Raw genomic sequence first — 16,925 nt, 5'->3', positions numbered from 1 at the left:
CGGGTTGCCGCGGCAGCGGCGGACGCACCGCCGCACTGAGTGCGCTCAGCCTTCCTGCCCTGCGCGGTACTGGCCCCACAACAGGTTCAGGTTGACCCCCATCGACACCAGCGCGGCCGGCGGGTTGGCGCTTGGCCCAGGCGAGCGCAGGACAAAATCGATCAACTCGGATCGCTCCCCCGCCAGCCAGTCCGCCAGCAACTTGCCGGTGGCCGTGCCGCGAGTCACGCCCAAGCCGTTGCAGCACAGTGCGCCGTAGACGTTGCCAGCCAGCTCGCCGAAGTAACCCGCGTGGTTGCGAGAGAGGGCGAGGGCGCCACCCCAGGTGAATTCAAACGGCAATTGCGTAAGCATCGGGAAGCGGCGCTCGAACGATGCGCGATGGCGGGCAGCGAAGCGCGCCAGGTATTTGGGGTCGCTGCGCCCGTCCGGGTTGAAGCTGAAGCTGTTGCGGATCAGCAGACGTTGGTCGGGCGTGCGTCGTACGGTGGTGCCGAACGGGTCGGCCGGGATCACCCCCCAGTACGCCTTGCCGCCCAATCGGGCCTGCTCGTCGGCGGTCATCGGCCGGGTCAGGCTGGCGTAAGTGAACACCGGCAACATGCGCCCCTTGAGAAACCCAAAACTCATGCCGAAGGCATTGTTGGTGAGGATCAGCTTGTCGGCAGTGATCGACCCATTTGCGTGTTTGAGCACGCTGCGGGCGCCGTACTCGACTTCGCTGATTGGCGTGTTCTCATACAGAGTAACGTTGCTCGGCAGGCTGTCGGCGAGGCCCTTGACCAGCGCCGAGGGTTGGATCAGCGAGGTGCCCGGGGTGAACAGCGCCTTGCGGTAGAAGCGCGTGCCGATGTGCTCGGGCAGGGCCTCGGCGTCGATCATCTGATACGGCTGTTCGAGCTTGTCCAGCCCAGAGCGATAAGCCTCGAGCACGGCGATGCCGCGATCTTCGACGGCAGCCTGGTACTTCCCGCAGTGGCTCAGCTGGCAGTCGATACTGAAGCGTTCGACCAGCTCGGTCAGGTAATTTTTACCACTGAGGTTGAGCTGCAAGGTGGTCTTGGCGGTGGCGATGTCGCCGATGTAGTCCGGCGCGCCGATGTCATGGGGCAGGTCGATGACAAAGCCTGCGTTGCGCCCCGAAGTACCGAAGCCGACTTCCTGGGCATCCACCAGCACGATGTGTTCGTCGGGGAAGTGCGTCGCCAGCTGGCGGGCGGTTGCCAGCCCGGTGAAGCCTGCGCCGACGATTACCCAACGGGCACGGCTGTGACCTGTATGGGCAGGGCGCACCGTGCGGCCTTTGCTCAGGTGATACCAGCCACAGGTTTGATCATCGCCCGGTAATGACGCTACTTTCATGGTGGACATCCTGTTTGATTCAACCGAGTGAAGGCGCTGCCTTCCGTTAAAGTTCAAAGCGCGCTTCTTTGGAAGGTGGGTAGCCAAACAGGGCGCTGTAACATTTGCTGAAGTGACTGGATGAGACAAAGCCGCAGGCCATTGCGATATCAACCAGGGCGCCGCCGGAGTTTTGAATAAGGCGCCGTGCTTCGGTGATTCTTAGTTGCAGGTAATAGCGTTGTGGGCTGGTCGCCAGTTGTTCACGAAACAAGCGCTGCATTTGCCGTTGCGACAACTTCACATAGTGAGTAAGTTGCTCAGGCTCCAACGGTTCTTCGAGGTTGGCTTCCATCAAGCTGATGATTTCCCGCAGCGGTGCACTCAGGCGCGGCTGGCGCTTGTTGAGCGCGCTGCGAAAGCGTGACTGGTCATAATCAAGCATGTCGAGGACAGCATCGGCCAGGGTTGTACTGGTGCACTGGCGCAACCACTGGATAGTCATCTGGAACGCCCCGGCAGGGCTTGCAGCGGTCAGGCGATCACGGTCACAAACCTGGCTGTCGAAGCACACATTGGTATTCGGCGAGCGCTCGGCCAAGGCCGTGCGTTGCTCAGGGTGGATGGCACAGCGGTAGCCATCCAGCAGGCCGGCCTTGCCGAGGAACCACGCGCCATTCCACAGGCCACCCAGGGCCACCGGCAACCGCGCCAGGGTGTGCAGCAAGGCAGTCAACCACTGTGGGGCCACGCGGGGCGTGCGCAGGCCGCCGCAGATGATCATCAGGTCGAGGTCGGCGATGCGCACGTCGGTCAGCGGTGTGCTCGGCTGGATCGGGATAGCCAGGTCGCTCATGACCGCGCTGTTGTCATGGCTGAACGTGTGCACCCTGACCGAACCTGGCTTGAGCAGATTGGCGGTGGTCAGCACGTCGAGCGATTGGGTGAAGCACGGCAGGGAAAAGTTATCCAGAAGCAGGAAACCGACAGTGGCCTTTTGCGTGCATTCATCGCGCGTGGACAGCGACTGCAGATTGCGCTCGGCGAACGTACTGCTGAAGGTCTTTATTATACTTTTCATGATGACTAACGCTCAGACTAAGTGGCCAGTAGCACGCAGGCGATTGGCTCAGGCGCTACGGCTGATGACAAAGTTATGCTTCATGGAATGCAGCGTCCAACGACATTTCCGGACAACTATGGATAACCCGGCGTTATAAATCCGCATGGGGAGATAGTCAGTCGTTGAGGAAACTCTCATCGAACGGATAGTGGGTCAGCAGTTCATGTCCGGTTTCGGTGACCAGTAGTTGATTTTCCAGTTTTATACCGTCGCGCCCGCCGACCTCGCCAATATAGGCTTCGACACACAACGTCATACCGGCTTGCAGTTCACCTTCATAGCCATACGCAGCGACGTCCTCCGGGTACCGAATACTGGGGTATTCGTCGCATAAGCCAACCCCATGGAACAGCACGCCGTAGCGCTGGGCGCGGCAGGCTTCGGGCAGGCGATGGGCCTTTGCGCTCAACTCGCTGAAACGCACGCCCGGTTTGACCAAGGCCATGTTATGGCTGATGTGCTGATGGGCAATCCGATACAGCCGTTTCTGCTCGGCGCTTGGCTGCAGGCCGCCGCAAATCCAACTGCGCGACATGTCGACGCACATGCCATATACGCCGATCAGATCGGTATCGAACGACAGCAGGTCGCCATCGCTCAGTACCCGCGGGCCACATTCCTGGAACCAGGGGTTGGTGCGCGGGCCGGAGCTGAGGATGCGCGTCTCGATCCATTCGCCGCCGCGACGAATGTTGCCGGCGTGCAAGGCGGCCCAGACGTCGTTCTCGCTGATACCTGCGCGCATCGCCGTGTGCATTTCGCCCACCGCCGCTTCGCACGACGCCACTGCACAACGCATGGCACTGATTTCATCGGGGCCTTTGATCAGGCGGGCCATCTCGGTGACTTGCTGCCCGCTGCACACCTCAATACCCAACGCATCCAGTGCCCGCAGGCCGGCTATTTCGATGCGGTCGACGGCGAGCCGGCGGTTGCTGCCGGCGTGTTGGCGCAACAGTTGTTCAAGTTGATCGACAAAGCGCCGCGCATGCTCATCGGTGCGGTCGCCTGTTTCGAAGTAAAAGAACGAGGCGCCGCTGCGCAGTTCACTGACCAGCGGCAAGTGCGCCGACAAGTGATCGCAGCCATGAAAGTCCCACAGTACGACATGGCCGCTGGCAGCGACAAAACAGGCCCGCGCCGGGTTGTGCGTGGTCCACAGCTGCATGTTGCTGCTGTCTGTGGCGTAGCGGATATTCAGCGGGTCGAACAGCAGGATACCGCCCAGGTCGCGGGCTACCAGTTGCTCCTGGATCCGCCGCAAGCGGTATTCGCGCATGCGTGCCAGGTGCGGCGGCTGCAGGCCGAGCTGCGCCCATTCAGCGAAGGCCAATGCGGTCGGGCCGGTTTCGACGCGGTCGTTATCAGCAACCGAGCCGTCGGCCTTGAAGGCATTGGCAGCTCGCCTGGTCGGGTCAATACGGCGGGCGTTGCTGGCAATCGAGTAGGGTGAGGTAGTCATGCGCCAAGGTTATCCTTGGCGGGGCAGGCGAACCTGCCGCGCCGTTCACGGGTGAGGTTAGTTGCTCTTCTGAGTAGCAGCAGCGCGCGCTGTCTGCAGCCAGGCATCGAATTGCTGGCGGTGGGCGGCAACCCACTCCTTGGCGTGGCGGGTGATATCAGCCGGCTTCTTCTCGCCTTGCTGCATGCGCAGGTTCTGTGCGCTCTCATCAGCGGTGCTGATCTGCACCACCGAGAGGAATTTCAGCGCCGCTGGATTTTCCTCGGCGAATTCCTTGTTAACCACCGCGACGATCTTGTCCACGGCAAAGCCGAGGTTCTTGCCCTTGTACATCGTGTCGACGCTGTTGTTGCCGTCCGGCAGGTCGGTTTTCGGCACTTCCAGCCAGACGACATCCTTGTCCTCGACCAGCACGGTGGCGATCCACTGCGGAACCCAGGTGAAGTACAGGATCGGCTTGCCTTCCTTGTAGCGGGTGATGGTGTCGGCCATCAGGGCGAAGTACGAGCCTTGGTTGACCTTGACGGTCTTGTCCAGGCCATAGGCTTTCATGTGATGGTCGATCACCAGCTCGCAGCCCCAGCCAGGATTGCAACCCGTCAGGTCGGCCTTGCCGTCGCCGTCGGTGTCGAACAGCTTGGCGATCTCCGGTTTTTTCAGATCGGTGATGTACTTGATGTTGTGCGCTTCAGCGGTTTTCTTGTCTATCAGGTAGCCCTGCAGAACACCCGGCATGATATCGCCGGCCTTGAGCATGACGTCGTCGCCACCGGCCTGCTGGTAGAACTTGTCGTGCAGCTTGTCCCACAGGTGCACGGTGAAGTCGGCATCGCCACTGGCCAGTGCCATCATCATCACGCCATATTCGGTTTCCTTGGGCTCCTCAACCTTGTAGCCGAGCTCGCGCAGGCCCTCCATGGCGACCTCGCCGCGAAAACGCTCTTCAGCGATCGCCGGGAAGATCGGGGTGACCTTGACGCCGTCACCGGGCTTGTCAGCCGAGGCGTGCGCGCACAGCGTAGCGGCGGCCAGGGCCAGCGCGCTGGCGCACTGGAGCAAACTGCGGGGGAGCATGGGCATGGACATCGTCGCGTACCTTCTTCTGGTTATTAGCATCAAGTGCGGCAGGTCGAATCGGTCAGGTCAGGCGGTCTTGCGCCGCTCTGCTGGTTTAGCGCTGTCGCAGAGGCGCAGCACCACGCCAACGGGCCCGGTCTGGTACCAGCGCAGGCTTGGATCAGCGCTGGTTCTGGCGCCCATGGCCTGGGTCAGGCGGTCGAGAAAGATCGCCAGCAGCACCAGGCCGGCACCGCCCACGGTGGCCAGGCCCATGTCCAGCCGGCCGATACCGCGCAGGACCATCTGGCCCAGGCCACCTACGGAGATCATCGAGGCAATCACCACCATCGACAGCGACAGCATCAGGGTCTGGTTGAGGCCGGCCATGATGGTCGGGGTTGCCAGCGGCAGTTGTACCCGGGTGAGCATCTGCCGCGGTGTGCAGCCAAACGCGCGGGCAGCTTCGATCTTGTCCTCGGGCACCTGGCGGATACCCAGGTTGGTCAGCCGGACCAGTGGCGGCAGGGCGAAGACGATGGTGACCAGCACGCCGGGTACATTACCGATGCCGAACAGCATCACCACCGGCACCAGGTAGACGAACGCGGGCAGCGTCTGCATGGCATCGAGTAGCGGACGTATGACCTGCTCGAGGCGGTTGCTGCGGGCGCAGACGATGCCCAGCGGCACGCCAATCACCGCGCAGAAGAACACCGAGGTCAGCACCAGCGCCAAGGTGGTCATCGACTCCGACCACACGCCGATAAGGCCCAGCAGGGTCAGGGTGACGAAGCTCAGCAGTGCCATGCGTTTGCCGGCCAGCTGCCAGCCAAGCAGGGACGAGAGAATGATGCCGATGCTTGGCGGGATGCTCTGCAGGGTGAACTCGATGCCGTTGAGCACCTGATCGATTGGCCAGCGGATCGCACGGAACACATCACGGAAATTGTGCACCAGAAATTTCAGGGTGCTTTCGACCCAGTCGCCCAAGGGAATAGTGGCGTACTGGAACGGGTCCAACAGACTGAACTCGGACATGGTGGCTTACCTCGTTGGGGCGCAGTCGCTCAGTGGCGGCTCAGGGTCTGCAGCAGCTGGTTTTTCGAAACGGTGCCCTGGAAGGCACCTGCGCGGTCCAGCACCGGCACCGGGTAGGGCAGGCTGGCGGCGATATCGAGCACTTCATGCAGCGGCGTGTCGGTGTAAACCGGTTGCAGTTGATGCTGGTTGCACGGTGCAGGTGTACCTGCAGCGGCTGTATCGACTACGCCCAGCAGAGCGCCACGCTCATTGAGCAGATAGCCGAACGGCACGCCGAGCTGGAACTGCGGCGCCTTGGCGTTGACCCGGCACACCGCTGCCGGATCAAACGAGGCAACGTCGCCTGCCTTGAGTACCCGCGAGCTGTCGAAGCCCTTGAAAAAAGTGCGTACGTAGTCGTTGGCCGGTTGATTGATCAGCTCCTGTGGGGTGCCGATCTGGACTACGCGACCGCCTTCCATGATTGCGATGCGATGGCCGATACGGATGGCTTCTTCGATGTCATGCGAGATGAAGATGATGGTGCGCTTTTGCTCGGCCTGAAGGCGAATCAGTTCGCCTTGCATCTCGTGGCGGATCAACGGGTCCAGCGCGGAGAACGCCTCATCCATGAGCAGAATGGCGGGATCATTGGCCAGCGCTCGGGCCAGGCCGACGCGCTGCTGCATGCCGCCGGAAAGCTGGTGTGGGTAGCTGTGTTCCTGACCTGCGAGGCCGACCTGGCTGAGTGCTTCGCGGGCGCGGCTGTGGCGTTCCTGCTCGCTGACGCCAGAAATTTCCAGGCCAAAGGCGGTGTTTTCCAGCACGCTCATGTGTGGCATCAGGGCAAAGGACTGGAACACCATGCCCATTTCCTTGCGGCGCACGTCCAGCAGGGCTTTATCGGACAACCCGGTTATTTCACGGCCGTTGAGGTAGATCTGCCCGGCGGTGGGTTCGATCAGGCGGTTGAACAGGCGCACCATGGTCGACTTGCCCGATCCGGACAAACCCATGATCACGAAAATCTCGCCACGCTTGACCGCGAAACTTGCGTCGAAAACACCAATGACCTGGCCGGTCTTTTCAAATACTTCGTTTTTAGTTGCACCCGACGTCAGCATATTCATGGCGACACCGGGTTGATTGCCAAACACTTTATAGATGTTGTTAACGGAAATTATTTCATCTGCGCGGCTCATTGCGCCCCTCCTGTGCGTGCGAAATTACAAGCCTGCGTTCTCAGTGCGAGTCGCCAGCTTGGTAATACGGAAGGGCAGTACCCAGAGGGATATCGATGCATGACAATTTCCTATTTTTTATTGTTAGCCCCAGGAACTGGGCTTTCATCCAATTTATTAGCTAGCCCTCGGCAAATCCAACGACATTTACAGGGCGTTATAGATAACCTAAGGTTATTGATCGCTGTCAGGCCGACCATCCTGCGACGTTTGCGACACCTGTGTGGATGTCACCGGGGTGCTGAGATAGGCTGCGTGGCGTTTAAAAAACCTACAGAAGGCTGGCTACCATGCTTAACAGACACGCTGATCCAGACACCTTGCTCCTGAGGATGCCTTCGTTGCGGGCGGTCAAGGCGTTTGTGGCGGCCGCCAAGTACGCAAGCTTCACCCGCGCCGCCGAGGCGCTGTGTGTATCGCAAGCGGCCATCAGCCGGCAGATTCGCGAATTGGAGGAGTTTCTCGGTGCGCAGTTGTTCGAGCGGGTTGGGCGCACGGTGCAACTTACTCCAGCCGGTGCGATCTTCTTCGAAGCGGCACAGTTGTCCTTTGTCAATATCGCCCAGGCGGCCGACCGTATTCGCTCAGCGCCGACGCAGAAACATGTGCTGACTATCTGTTGCTCGCCGGCGTTTTCTGCATTGTGGTTTTCCGATCACTTGCCCGAGTTTCGCGCCAACAACCCCGACATCGAACTCAACCTGATCACTACGCAGAACTTCGTCAATCGCGAGCCTGGAGTGGATCCGGATATTGTCATCTCCAAGATCAGTAACGTGGGCGAGGGTTACAAGATCTACCCACTGTGTCATGACATTATCTATCCGGTCTGTTCGCCGGCTTATCTGGCTGCACATCCCGAGATTGCCAGCCTCGAAGGCCTGCGCGATTGCGCCTTGCTCGACCTCAGTCCATATGGCCGTGCCGGGGTCGCCGAGCACGTCGACTGGAGCGTCTGGTTGGCGTTCCAGAATGTCGACATCGACGAACGTCCTGCGGCCAGCCCACCGGTGTTCCATGCCAATGACTACAACTTGATCATCAACATGGCGCTGACCCATCAGGGTATTGCGCTGGGTTGGAATCAACTGGTCAGCGGGCTGCTGGAAAAGGGCCTGCTGGTGCGACCGCTGCAACAGCAGGTGACCCTGCGCAACAGCCTGCACTACCTTGCTTGCAGAGAAAACTGCGACTGCGAGGAAGCCTCTCGGCGGGTGCGCGATTGGGTGCTGTCGAAGTTTTCGCGGTGGTGCGTGTAGCGCACTGCAGCCCTCTGATTGATAACCTGCCTTTATCGTTTGCTCGTTGAAAATGTAGTTTGTCGGCTGTTGTAACCGTCCCGTAGCCTTGCCTCATTCATACGGCATACGAGCAGTGCCGTTTAAGGCTGGTGGATGGAGATAATAATGAACAGTCAGCAATCTGTGGTTGGCCTGATCCAGAAGCGTAAAGCGCGGCATGCATTACCGCGTGAGCTGTATATCGACAACGAGGTCTACCGCCAGGATCTGGAACATATCTGGCACAAGGACTGGATCTTCGTCGGGCACACCGTCGAACTGGACAAGCCAGGTCAGTATTTCACCCTGCAGATCGGCGACTACCCCGTTGCGGTGGTCAAGGGCAAGGACGGCCAGGTCCGGGCATTTCACAATGCCTGCCGGCACCGCGGCGCCAAAGTTTGCGAGCATGCCCAGGGCAAGGTGGCAAAGCTGGTATGCCCGTATCACAAGTGGACGTTCGAACTGGATGGCAGCCTGCTGTTCGCCGGCAACATGGGCGCTGATTTCGACAAAAGCCAATACAACCTCAAGCCAGTTCACTGTGAAGTCGTGCACAGCTATATCTACGTGTGCGTCGCCGACAAAGCCCCTGATTTCACCAGCTTCCGCAACGCGGTAAGCCCCTTTATCGCCCCGCACCAGTTGGAAAACTGCAAAGTGGCGTTCGAGTCCAACCTGATCGAGAAGGGCAATTGGAAGCTGGTATTCGAGAACAATCGCGAGTGCTTCCACTGTGACGGCACACACCCGGAGCTGATGAACTCCTTCGTGGAGAACCTTTCGGTGGCGGGTGTGGCGACTGCTGAAGACCCTGAACTCACCGCTCACTGGGACCGTTGCGAGAAGGCCGGCATGCCCAGCCGCCTGCTGATGGATCCGCAGGGCCGCTATCGCATGACCCGCATCCCGTTGTCGGCAGGCGCTGTCAGCTACACCATGGATGGCCAGCCGGCAGTCGCTGGCCGGCTCGATCAGAGCGGAGAAGCTGATATCGGCGCCTTGCTCTACTTCAACTACCCGTCTACCTGGAACCACTTTCTCGGCGACCATGCCTTGAGCTTCCGCATCCTGCCGTTGAGCGCCACTGAAACCCTGGTCACGACCAAATGGCTGGTGCCGGCTACCGCGGTTGAAGGGGTGGACTACGACATCGAGCGTCTGACCAAGGTCTGGCTGGCGACCAATGATCAGGACCGGCGTCTGGTTGAAGGCACCCAGGCCGGCGTGTCGTCGCCAACTTATGAGCCCGGGCCGTTTTCCGAGAACGCTGAAAATGGCGTCTGCCAGTTCGATGACTGGTACTGCGACACCATGCTGACGCGCCTGCAAGGGCCGATTGCGCTCAAGTCCGTGGGCTGAACCGGCCTGTTGCTCAACGTGGTCCATCCACCCATGGAGGGTTCGATGTCTGAATTTCAGTTTGCCGGGATCAACCTTGCGATCACCACGCCCTTTGAGGGTGATGGCAAGATCGACTACCCGCGTTTTGCCCAGCTGATCGAGGCTTACCTCGAAGCTGGGGTGACGGGTTTTGTGCTCAGCTCCGGCACCGGTATGCACGTGTACCTGAGCAAAGAAGAATCCAGGCAACTGGTCGCTTTCGGCGCCAAGGCGATTGCTGGCCGGGCGCGAATCATCGTGCAGACGTCCGCGTTGGTGCTTGACGAGGTGCTGGAACGCACCCGGCATGCAGCAGAATGTGGCGCGGACGGGGTCATGGTGCTGCCGCCGTTTTTCGAGGGGCCGACCGACGACGACAGCATTGTCGCGTTCTATCGCAGCGTGGCCACTGCCGGCCTGCCGATTATTGGCTACAACGTGCCTCAGGCGGTTGGAGTAGAAGTCACCCCGGCGCTATTCGCCAAACTCAACGAGATCGCTAATTTTGTGTCGGTCAAGGACAGCAGTGGCGACCTGGCAGCGCAGGCTTCGCTGATTCGAACCGGCTTGCCAACCATGAACGGCGCCGACCCGCTGGTGCCGTATGCGCTATATGCAGGTTGCGCTGGGCTGATCTGGGGTGGGGCCAATATCGCCCCGCGTTCCTGTGTGCGTTTTGTCGACGCTGCGCTGGCGGGTCAATGGGAGCTCGCTCGCGAGTTGTGGCGGGATCTTGAGCCGTTGATGTCGCTGATCTGGCAGGGCGACTATGTGCAGTCGGTGTATGCGGCATCGGCGCTGACCGGCTACGGCGCTGGCGATCCACGTCGGCCACTGGCGCGGCTGGCTGCCGACAAGCTTGCCGCGCTGGAAAGTGCAGTGGCTCCGTTGCTGGCGCATGAGCGGGTCAACGGCTGATCCATCCTGGGCTTAGAGAGATCGCAACGGTGCCCGCTACACGGCACCGTTGGTAGTGTTGTACTTCGGCTATTCAGCCAGCTGCAACTCCGGCAGCTTCACCTGGAACGCCCGAGTCAGCCCAAGCAGGCACAGCAAGCCCAACCCCATCCAGCTCAAGCCGATCGTGAATGACATGCTCGACAGGCTGCTCCACAGCCACAAGGTACTGAGAAAACCCAATGCCGGAATGGCCCCATACAGCAGGTAATTGCGCGGTCCGCGCAGTTGCTGGTCGACCAGGTAGTGCTTGACCACCGCCAGGTTCACCGCCGAGAAGGCAAACAGCGCGCCGAAGCTGATCATGTTGGCCACCGTGTCCAGGGTCAGCACCAGGGCCAGCAGAGACATCACACTGACCAGCATGATAGCGCTGGCCGGCACGCGTTTTTTTGTCCGCAACTGGCCGAACACCCGCGGCAGCGCGCCGTCGCGGCCCATGGCGAACAGCACCCGCGACACGCTGGCTTGGGACACCATCGCCGAGGCAAAGCAGCCGGCGACATAGGTGGCAGTGAAGGCGCTGACCAGCAGCTCGCCGCCGACCCGGCGCATGACATCCACCGAGGCCGAGTCGGGGTCGGCGAAGCTGGCCCAGTCGGGGAACACCTGCTGGGCAAAATAGGACACCAGCAAGAACAGCAGGCCGCCCACCAGCGACACCACCATGATCGCCAGCGGGATGCGGTACTGCGGGTTGCTGGTTTCCTCAGCCATGGTTGAAACCGCATCGAAGCCGAGGAATGACAGGCACAGCACGGCCGCGCCGGTCATCACCAGCGGCACACTGAAACCGTCGTGGTAGAACGGCTTGAACAGCGACACTGGCTCGCCCTGGCCACTCAGGCTGCTGACCGACAGCGCCACGAAGACCACGATGAACACCAACTGCACCACTACCAGAATCCAGTTGACCCGAGTAATCGACTCGATGCCGATCAGGTTGAGAAAGGTCACCAGGCTGATCGAGCCGAGCACCCAGACCCAGGCCGGCACTGCCGGGAAGTACTCGGACATGTAGATGCCGATCAGCAGGTAGCTGAGCAGCGGCAGGAAGATGTAGTCGAGCAGCAAAGTCCAGCCGGCCATGAAGCCGAAGTAGCTGCCGAAGGCTTTACGGGTGTAGCTGTACACCGAGCCAGAATAGGGATGGGCCTGGACCATGCGGCCGTAGCTGTAAGCGGTCAGCAACATCGCGCCGAGGGTCAGCAGGTAGGCCGTGGGCAAGTGCCCTTTGGTCATCTGGGTGACCAGGCCATAGGTGGTGAACACGGCCAGCGGGACCATGTAGGCCAGGCCGAACAGCACCAGCGCGGGTAGGCCCATGGATTGGCGAAAGCGGCGAGACGCCGGGGCTTGCGCACAGTGAGTGTCGGCTGAGCTTGTTGTTATAGTCATTGCGAACTCCTGGAAGGCGAATACAGGACGCTGCAGTAGGCGAGGTGTACTCGCTACCGATGATGAAGCCGTGTCGAGAGGGTGCGCAGCGCTGCACGCAAGGCGCCCAGCCGGATCGGGCTGGGCGTTGCGCTCGGGTCAGAGGCGGCCGATGCTGCGCGCGGTGCGGTCGACGGCCAGGCGGGTTTTTTCGACCAGCTCATCAAGCTCGCTGCGGCTGGCGATCAGCGCCGGGGCCATGATCATGCGGCCCAGGGTCGAGCGGATGATCACGCCTTCCTCAAAGCCATAGGTGCGGCACTGCCAGGCCAGGTCGTTTTCATGGGCGAAGCGTTTGCGGGTTGGTTTGTCCTCGGCGAACTGCAACGCCGCCAGCAGGCCAGTGCCCTGAATCTCTCCAATAAGCGGGTGAGCGGCAAACGCCTCGTGCAGGAGTTGCTGCAGATAAGGACCGGTGTCGTCCTTGACCCGGCGCACGATGCCTTCGTCACGCAAGGCCTTGAGGTTGGCCACCGCCACTGCCGCCGCAACGGGGTGGCCGGAGTAAGTCAGGCCGTGGGCAAATACACCGCCGCGCTCGACCAGCGCCTCGGCGATGCGCTTGCTCAACACCAGCCCGCCCATGGGGATATAGCCGCTGGTCAGGCCCTTGGCGATGGACAGGGTGTCGGGCTCGAAGCCGAAGTGCTGGTGGGCGAACCATTCGCCGGTGCGGCCAAAGCCGCCGATCACCTCATCGGCGCACAGCAGCACGTTGTACTGGCGGCAGATGCGCTGGATCTCGGGCCAGTAGCTTTCAGGCGGGAAGATCATGCCGCCGGCGCCCTGGAACGGCTCGGCAATGAAACCAGCGACGTTGTCCGCGCCCAGTTCGAGGATTTTTTCTTCAAGCTGCAGCGCGCAGCGTCGGCCGAATTCGGCGGGGGTCAGCTCGCCGCCGTTGGTGTACCAGTACGGCTCGTCGATGTGGGCGATGTCGGGGATCATCCCGCCCATCTCATGCATGAACTTCATCCCGCCCAGTGCGGTGGCGGCCAGGGTCGAGCCGTGGTAACCGTTCCAGCGGCCGATCATGACCTTCTTCTGCGGCTTGCCCAGCACCTGCCAGTAACGGCGCACGGTGCGGATCAGCACTTCGTTGGCTTCGGAGCCGGAGTTGGTGTAGATCGCGTGGCTGTAATGGCCCGGCAGCAGGCTGAAGAGCAGTTCGGACAGCTCGATTACCGCCGGGTGAGTGGTGTGAAAGAACATGTTGTAGTACGCCAACTGATCCATCTGCGCAGCAGCGGCGCTGGTCAGGTCCTTGCGGCCGTAGCCCAGTTGCGTGCACCACAAGCCGGACATGCCATCCAGATAACGGTTGCCGTCGTTGTCCCACAAATTCAAACGCTCGCCGCGGACCATCACCCGCGGCCCTTCGGCGTTGAGGGCCTTTTGATCGAGAAACGCATGGATGTGGTGGGCGGCGTCGGCCTGTTGATAGTCCTGGGTGTTTCGTTGCGGGATGAAGGGTGCGTTCATGACGTTTGTTCTCTTTTTTGGGAGTCGCGCAGGGCGGATGCAGCTGATGTCCCGGAAATGCTCCCACACCTCGAAAACCACCGAAATCACCCTTTGGGGTGAGCTGCGAACTGGTGTGGCTGCAGAGCTTTTTCATGGGGCCGGACCACATTTTTGCGAATTTGCCTGCTGCTGCGAGTGGCGCACGATTGTCTCCAGTCAATAACAACGGACCGGCAAACGGTCGCAAGAGGAGTGCAGCGTGTTCGACCTCAACTACTGGCAACAGCGGGCCCAGCGCCAAACCTTCATCGACACCGCGCTCATCGGCGGCCGGGCGGTGCAGTCGTCTACAGGGGCGACTTTTACCGCTATCAACCCCGCAACCAATCAGGAGTTGGCGCAGGTTGCAGCCTGCGGTGAGCGTGAAGTGGACCTGGCAGTGCGTTCTGCGCGCCAGGCCTTCGACCAGGGGCCGTGGGCACGCATGGCGCCAGGTGAGCGCAAGAAGATCCTGCTGAAACTGGCCGAACTGCTGCTGGCGCACCGTGAGGAGTTGGCCTTGCTCGACTCGCTGAACATGGGCAAGCCGGTGATGGACGCCTACAACATTGATGTGCCGGGCGCAGCCGGAGTGTTCGCCTGGTATGGCGAGGCGCTGGACAAACTCTACGATCAGGTCGCGCCGACGGCTGCCAACACGCTGGCCACCATCACCCGCGAGCCACTGGGCGTGATCGCTGCGGTGGTGCCGTGGAACTTCCCCCTGGACATGGCGGCCTGGAAGCTGGCGCCGGCACTGGCTGCCGGGAACAGCGTGGTGTTGAAGCCAGCCGAGCAGTCGCCGTTTTCCGCCTTGCGTTTAGGCCAGCTGGCGCTGGAGGCGGGCATTCCAGAAGGGGTGCTCAACGTTGTCCCGGGCCTCGGCGAGCAAGCCGGCAAAGCCTTGGGGCTGCACCCGGATGTCGATTGCCTGGTGTTCACCGGCTCGACTCAGGTGGGCAAGTACTTCATGCAGTACTCGGCCCAGTCCAACCTCAAGCAGGTCTGGCTGGAGTGCGGTGGCAAAAGCCCGAATCTGGTGTTTGCCGACTGCCAGAATCTCGATCTGGCAGCTGAAAAAGCTGCGTTCGGGATCTTCTTCAATCAAGGCGAAGTGTGCTCGGCCAATTCACGGTTGTACGTGCAGAGAGCTATTCACGACGAGTTCGTCGAGCGGGTGATTGCCAAGGCGCAGGCGTGGCTGCCGGGTGATCCGCTCAACCCGGCGAGTGCCGCCGGGGCCATTGTCGACAGCGAGCAAACCGCGCGGATCATGCGTGCTATCGGGCAAGCGCAGGAGGAGGGCGCGCAGCTGCGTTGCGGAGGCCAGCAACTGACGTTCAATGGCTCATCCAACTTTATCCAGCCCACTGTATTTACCGAGGTAAAACCGGCCAGCAAGCTGGCCCGTGAAGAGATTTTCGGCCCAGTGCTGGCCGTCACCGCCTTTGACGATGAGGCGCAGGCGGTAGCGCTGGCCAATGACAGTGTCTACGGTCTGGCGGCCTCGGTGTGGAGCGACGACCTCAACCGCGCGCACCGGGTTGCCAGGGCGCTGAAGGCTGGTACGGTGTCGGTCAACACCATGGACGCGCTGGATGTCAGCGTGCCGTTCGGTGGCGGCAAGCAGTCCGGCTTTGGTCGTGACCTGTCGCTGCATTCGTTCGACAAGTACACCCACCTGAAAACTACCTGGTTCCAGCTGCGTTAAGCGCTGACCCAAGGCGCACATGAGACGCCCGTGATGAGTACAGACCGGCTTGGATCCGAACAGTGGTTTCAGCACATGGCACAGGTGACCGATTGCATCGGCACCTCGGCCTTTGTCGAGTCGCTGTATTCAGCGCTGATCCTGCTGGCGCCGGCCAATGCCATCACGGTGTTTCTGTTTCCCCATGAAGGCCTGCCGTCGACGCTGTTCGAGCGCGACGATGAGGGGCCGTGGATGCCTGAGGGCAGCGTGCGCAAGTATCTGGAAGGCTTCTATCTACTGTGCCCGTTCTACCGCGCGAGCCTGGAGGGCATTGCGCCCGGCTGCTATCGCCTCAGCGATGTCGCGCCGGACCACTTCAAGCGCAGTGAGTACTACCTGTCGTTCTATCAGCATGCGCGGCTGGAGGAAGAGATCAATTACCTGGTGCCACTCGGGCCGAAGCTGACCATCGCCGTTGCGCTGGCCAGCACCTCGCGATTGAGCAGGCAGCAAGTTGCCGAACTCAAGCGCATCGCACCGTGGGTGCTGGCGGTGGTGCGTCGGCATTGGGGCGACCTGGATGCGCACATGCTTGGTGGGCGTTTCGAGAGTGCGCTGGGGCGGCAGATCAATGCAGCGTTGGTGAAGTTTGGCTCGTCGTTGCTGACCGAGCGGGAATGCCTGGTCGCGCAGTACATGCTGCGTGGGCACTCTATACGCTCATTGGCAGAGCGACTGGGTATCAGCGAGGACACGGTCAAGACCCATCGCAAACACTTGTACGCCAAGCTCGACATCGGCAAGCAGTCCGAGCTGTTCTCGCTGTTTATCGCCTCGGTCGCACAGGCACAGGAAGGGTTGAGCAAAGACCCGCTGGAAAGCTATCTGCGCCGCCGGCCCTGAGCGGGTGGCTTAGATAAGGATGTAGTCGCTGCGCTGGCGAATACCCTGATGCTCGCCCTCGACCAGATGCACATAGCGCCCAGCCAGCAGATCGATCGGCAGGCAATCATCAACGTCGAGTATTGCGTCGGTATGCGGCTTCAACCAGCCAGCGGCCATGCGCTGCTTACCCAACTGCTTGGCCTCGGCTTTGTCCCTGGCAGCCACCAGCAGATAACGGTGCGCTTCGCCGAACACCTGCCGCTCGTAACCGCCCAGATTGAGGAAGAACAAGCGCAGTGCCCCGGGTTGCGGCGCTGCCTGGCTGAACTCGACGCGGTAATTGTCAGTGCCGTGCACTTCCAGCCAGGAGTCGACGTGCAGCCCTTTCAGGCTGCCGAACCAGGCATTGCGTAGTTCAGGGTAGAGCTGCTCGAGCGAGTCGCCCTGGGCAAAGACTACATCGTGGACTTCGATGCTGGCGCGCGGGTGGCGCCCGCCGAGCATGACAACGTAAAGCATGAATTATCCTCGCGCTGGGCGC

14 protein-coding genes are annotated in these 16,925 nt (G+C 61.1%); 5 read left to right on the top strand and 9 right to left on the bottom strand.

From position 1 onward, the window contains the following. Positions 1 to 45 precede the first annotated feature (45 nt). From HU736_RS05815 to HU736_RS05790, 6 genes are all read right to left on the bottom strand, one after another. Positions 46 to 1,362 (bottom strand): NAD(P)/FAD-dependent oxidoreductase, encoded by a 1,317-nt coding sequence (locus tag HU736_RS05815; RefSeq protein ID WP_186700950.1) that lies wholly within the window; start codon positions 1,360 to 1,362, stop codon positions 46 to 48. A gap of 46 nt (positions 1,363 to 1,408) precedes the next feature. Next, positions 1,409 to 2,422 carry a GlxA family transcriptional regulator gene (locus tag HU736_RS05810; protein WP_186700951.1) on the bottom strand — a complete coding sequence of 338 codons (1,014 nt, stop codon included), beginning with the start codon at positions 2,420 to 2,422 and terminating at the stop codon, positions 1,409 to 1,411. Positions 2,423 to 2,579: 157 nt separating this feature from the next. Beyond that, positions 2,580 to 3,926 (bottom strand): dimethylsulfonioproprionate lyase DddP, encoded by a 1,347-nt coding sequence (gene dddP, locus HU736_RS05805; RefSeq protein ID WP_186700952.1) that lies wholly within the window; start codon positions 3,924 to 3,926, stop codon positions 2,580 to 2,582. Between the two features lie 57 nt (positions 3,927 to 3,983). After that, complete coding sequence (gene proX / locus HU736_RS05800; RefSeq protein WP_225912980.1) at positions 3,984 to 5,006, bottom strand: glycine betaine/L-proline ABC transporter substrate-binding protein ProX; 1,023 nt, start codon at positions 5,004 to 5,006, stop codon at positions 3,984 to 3,986. A 63-nt stretch (positions 5,007 to 5,069) separates the two neighbouring features. Beyond that, positions 5,070 to 6,023, bottom strand: a complete 954-nt coding sequence (proW, locus tag HU736_RS05795; RefSeq protein WP_186700954.1) for a glycine betaine/L-proline ABC transporter permease ProW — start codon at positions 6,021 to 6,023, stop codon at positions 5,070 to 5,072. Positions 6,024 to 6,052: 29 nt separating this feature from the next. Continuing rightward, positions 6,053 to 7,207 carry a quaternary amine ABC transporter ATP-binding protein gene (locus tag HU736_RS05790; protein ID WP_186700955.1) on the bottom strand — a complete coding sequence of 385 codons (1,155 nt, stop codon included), beginning with the start codon at positions 7,205 to 7,207 and terminating at the stop codon, positions 6,053 to 6,055. Positions 7,208 to 7,536: 329 nt separating this feature from the next. Between HU736_RS05790 and HU736_RS05785 the strand changes: the two genes are divergently transcribed. The 3 genes from HU736_RS05785 to HU736_RS05775 all read left to right on the top strand — a co-directional run bounded on the left by HU736_RS05785 (position 7,537) and on the right by HU736_RS05775 (position 10,827). Then, the gene (locus HU736_RS05785) at positions 7,537 to 8,505 is read left to right on the top strand and encodes a LysR family transcriptional regulator (protein ID WP_186700956.1); all 969 of its coding nucleotides are present in this window, start codon (positions 7,537 to 7,539) and stop codon (positions 8,503 to 8,505) included. A 147-nt stretch (positions 8,506 to 8,652) separates the two neighbouring features. Continuing rightward, positions 8,653 to 9,888, top strand: a complete 1,236-nt coding sequence (locus HU736_RS05780; RefSeq protein ID WP_186700957.1) for an aromatic ring-hydroxylating oxygenase subunit alpha — start codon at positions 8,653 to 8,655, stop codon at positions 9,886 to 9,888. Positions 9,889 to 9,933: 45 nt separating this feature from the next. After that, a complete protein-coding gene (locus tag HU736_RS05775) occupies positions 9,934 to 10,827 on the top strand; it encodes a dihydrodipicolinate synthase family protein (RefSeq protein ID WP_186700958.1) in 894 nt (297 codons plus the stop codon). A 69-nt stretch (positions 10,828 to 10,896) separates the two neighbouring features. Here the strand turns inward: HU736_RS05775 and HU736_RS05770 are convergent, their stop codons facing one another. Both HU736_RS05770 and HU736_RS05765 read right to left on the bottom strand, forming a co-directional pair. Continuing rightward, positions 10,897 to 12,264: an APC family permease gene (locus HU736_RS05770; RefSeq protein WP_186700959.1), complete on the bottom strand. Its 1,368-nt coding sequence runs from the start codon at positions 12,262 to 12,264 to the stop codon at positions 10,897 to 10,899. Between the two features lie 138 nt (positions 12,265 to 12,402). Further along, entirely contained in the window at positions 12,403 to 13,785 is a 1,383-nt protein-coding gene (locus tag HU736_RS05765) for an aspartate aminotransferase family protein (RefSeq protein ID WP_186700960.1), read from the bottom strand. Between the two features lie 241 nt (positions 13,786 to 14,026). On the opposite strand from HU736_RS05765, the gene HU736_RS05760 reads away from it, so the two are divergent. Continuing rightward, positions 14,027 to 15,517, top strand: a complete 1,491-nt coding sequence (locus HU736_RS05760; RefSeq protein ID WP_186700961.1) for an aldehyde dehydrogenase — start codon at positions 14,027 to 14,029, stop codon at positions 15,515 to 15,517. Positions 15,518 to 15,550: 33 nt separating this feature from the next. After that, the gene (locus HU736_RS05755) at positions 15,551 to 16,402 is read left to right on the top strand and encodes a response regulator transcription factor (RefSeq protein ID WP_186701010.1); all 852 of its coding nucleotides are present in this window, start codon (positions 15,551 to 15,553) and stop codon (positions 16,400 to 16,402) included. 9 nt (positions 16,403 to 16,411) lie between these two features. Here the strand turns inward: HU736_RS05755 and HU736_RS05750 are convergent, their stop codons facing one another. After that, positions 16,412 to 16,903 carry a DUF1543 domain-containing protein gene (locus tag HU736_RS05750; RefSeq protein WP_186700962.1) on the bottom strand — a complete coding sequence of 164 codons (492 nt, stop codon included), beginning with the start codon at positions 16,901 to 16,903 and terminating at the stop codon, positions 16,412 to 16,414. Between the last annotated feature and the right edge of the window lie 22 nt (positions 16,904 to 16,925).

This window comes from Pseudomonas shirazensis (assembly GCF_014268785.2).
Taxonomy (GTDB): domain Bacteria; phylum Pseudomonadota; class Gammaproteobacteria; order Pseudomonadales; family Pseudomonadaceae; genus Aquipseudomonas; species Aquipseudomonas shirazensis.
This window is presented reverse-complemented; position numbering and strand designations above follow the sequence as displayed.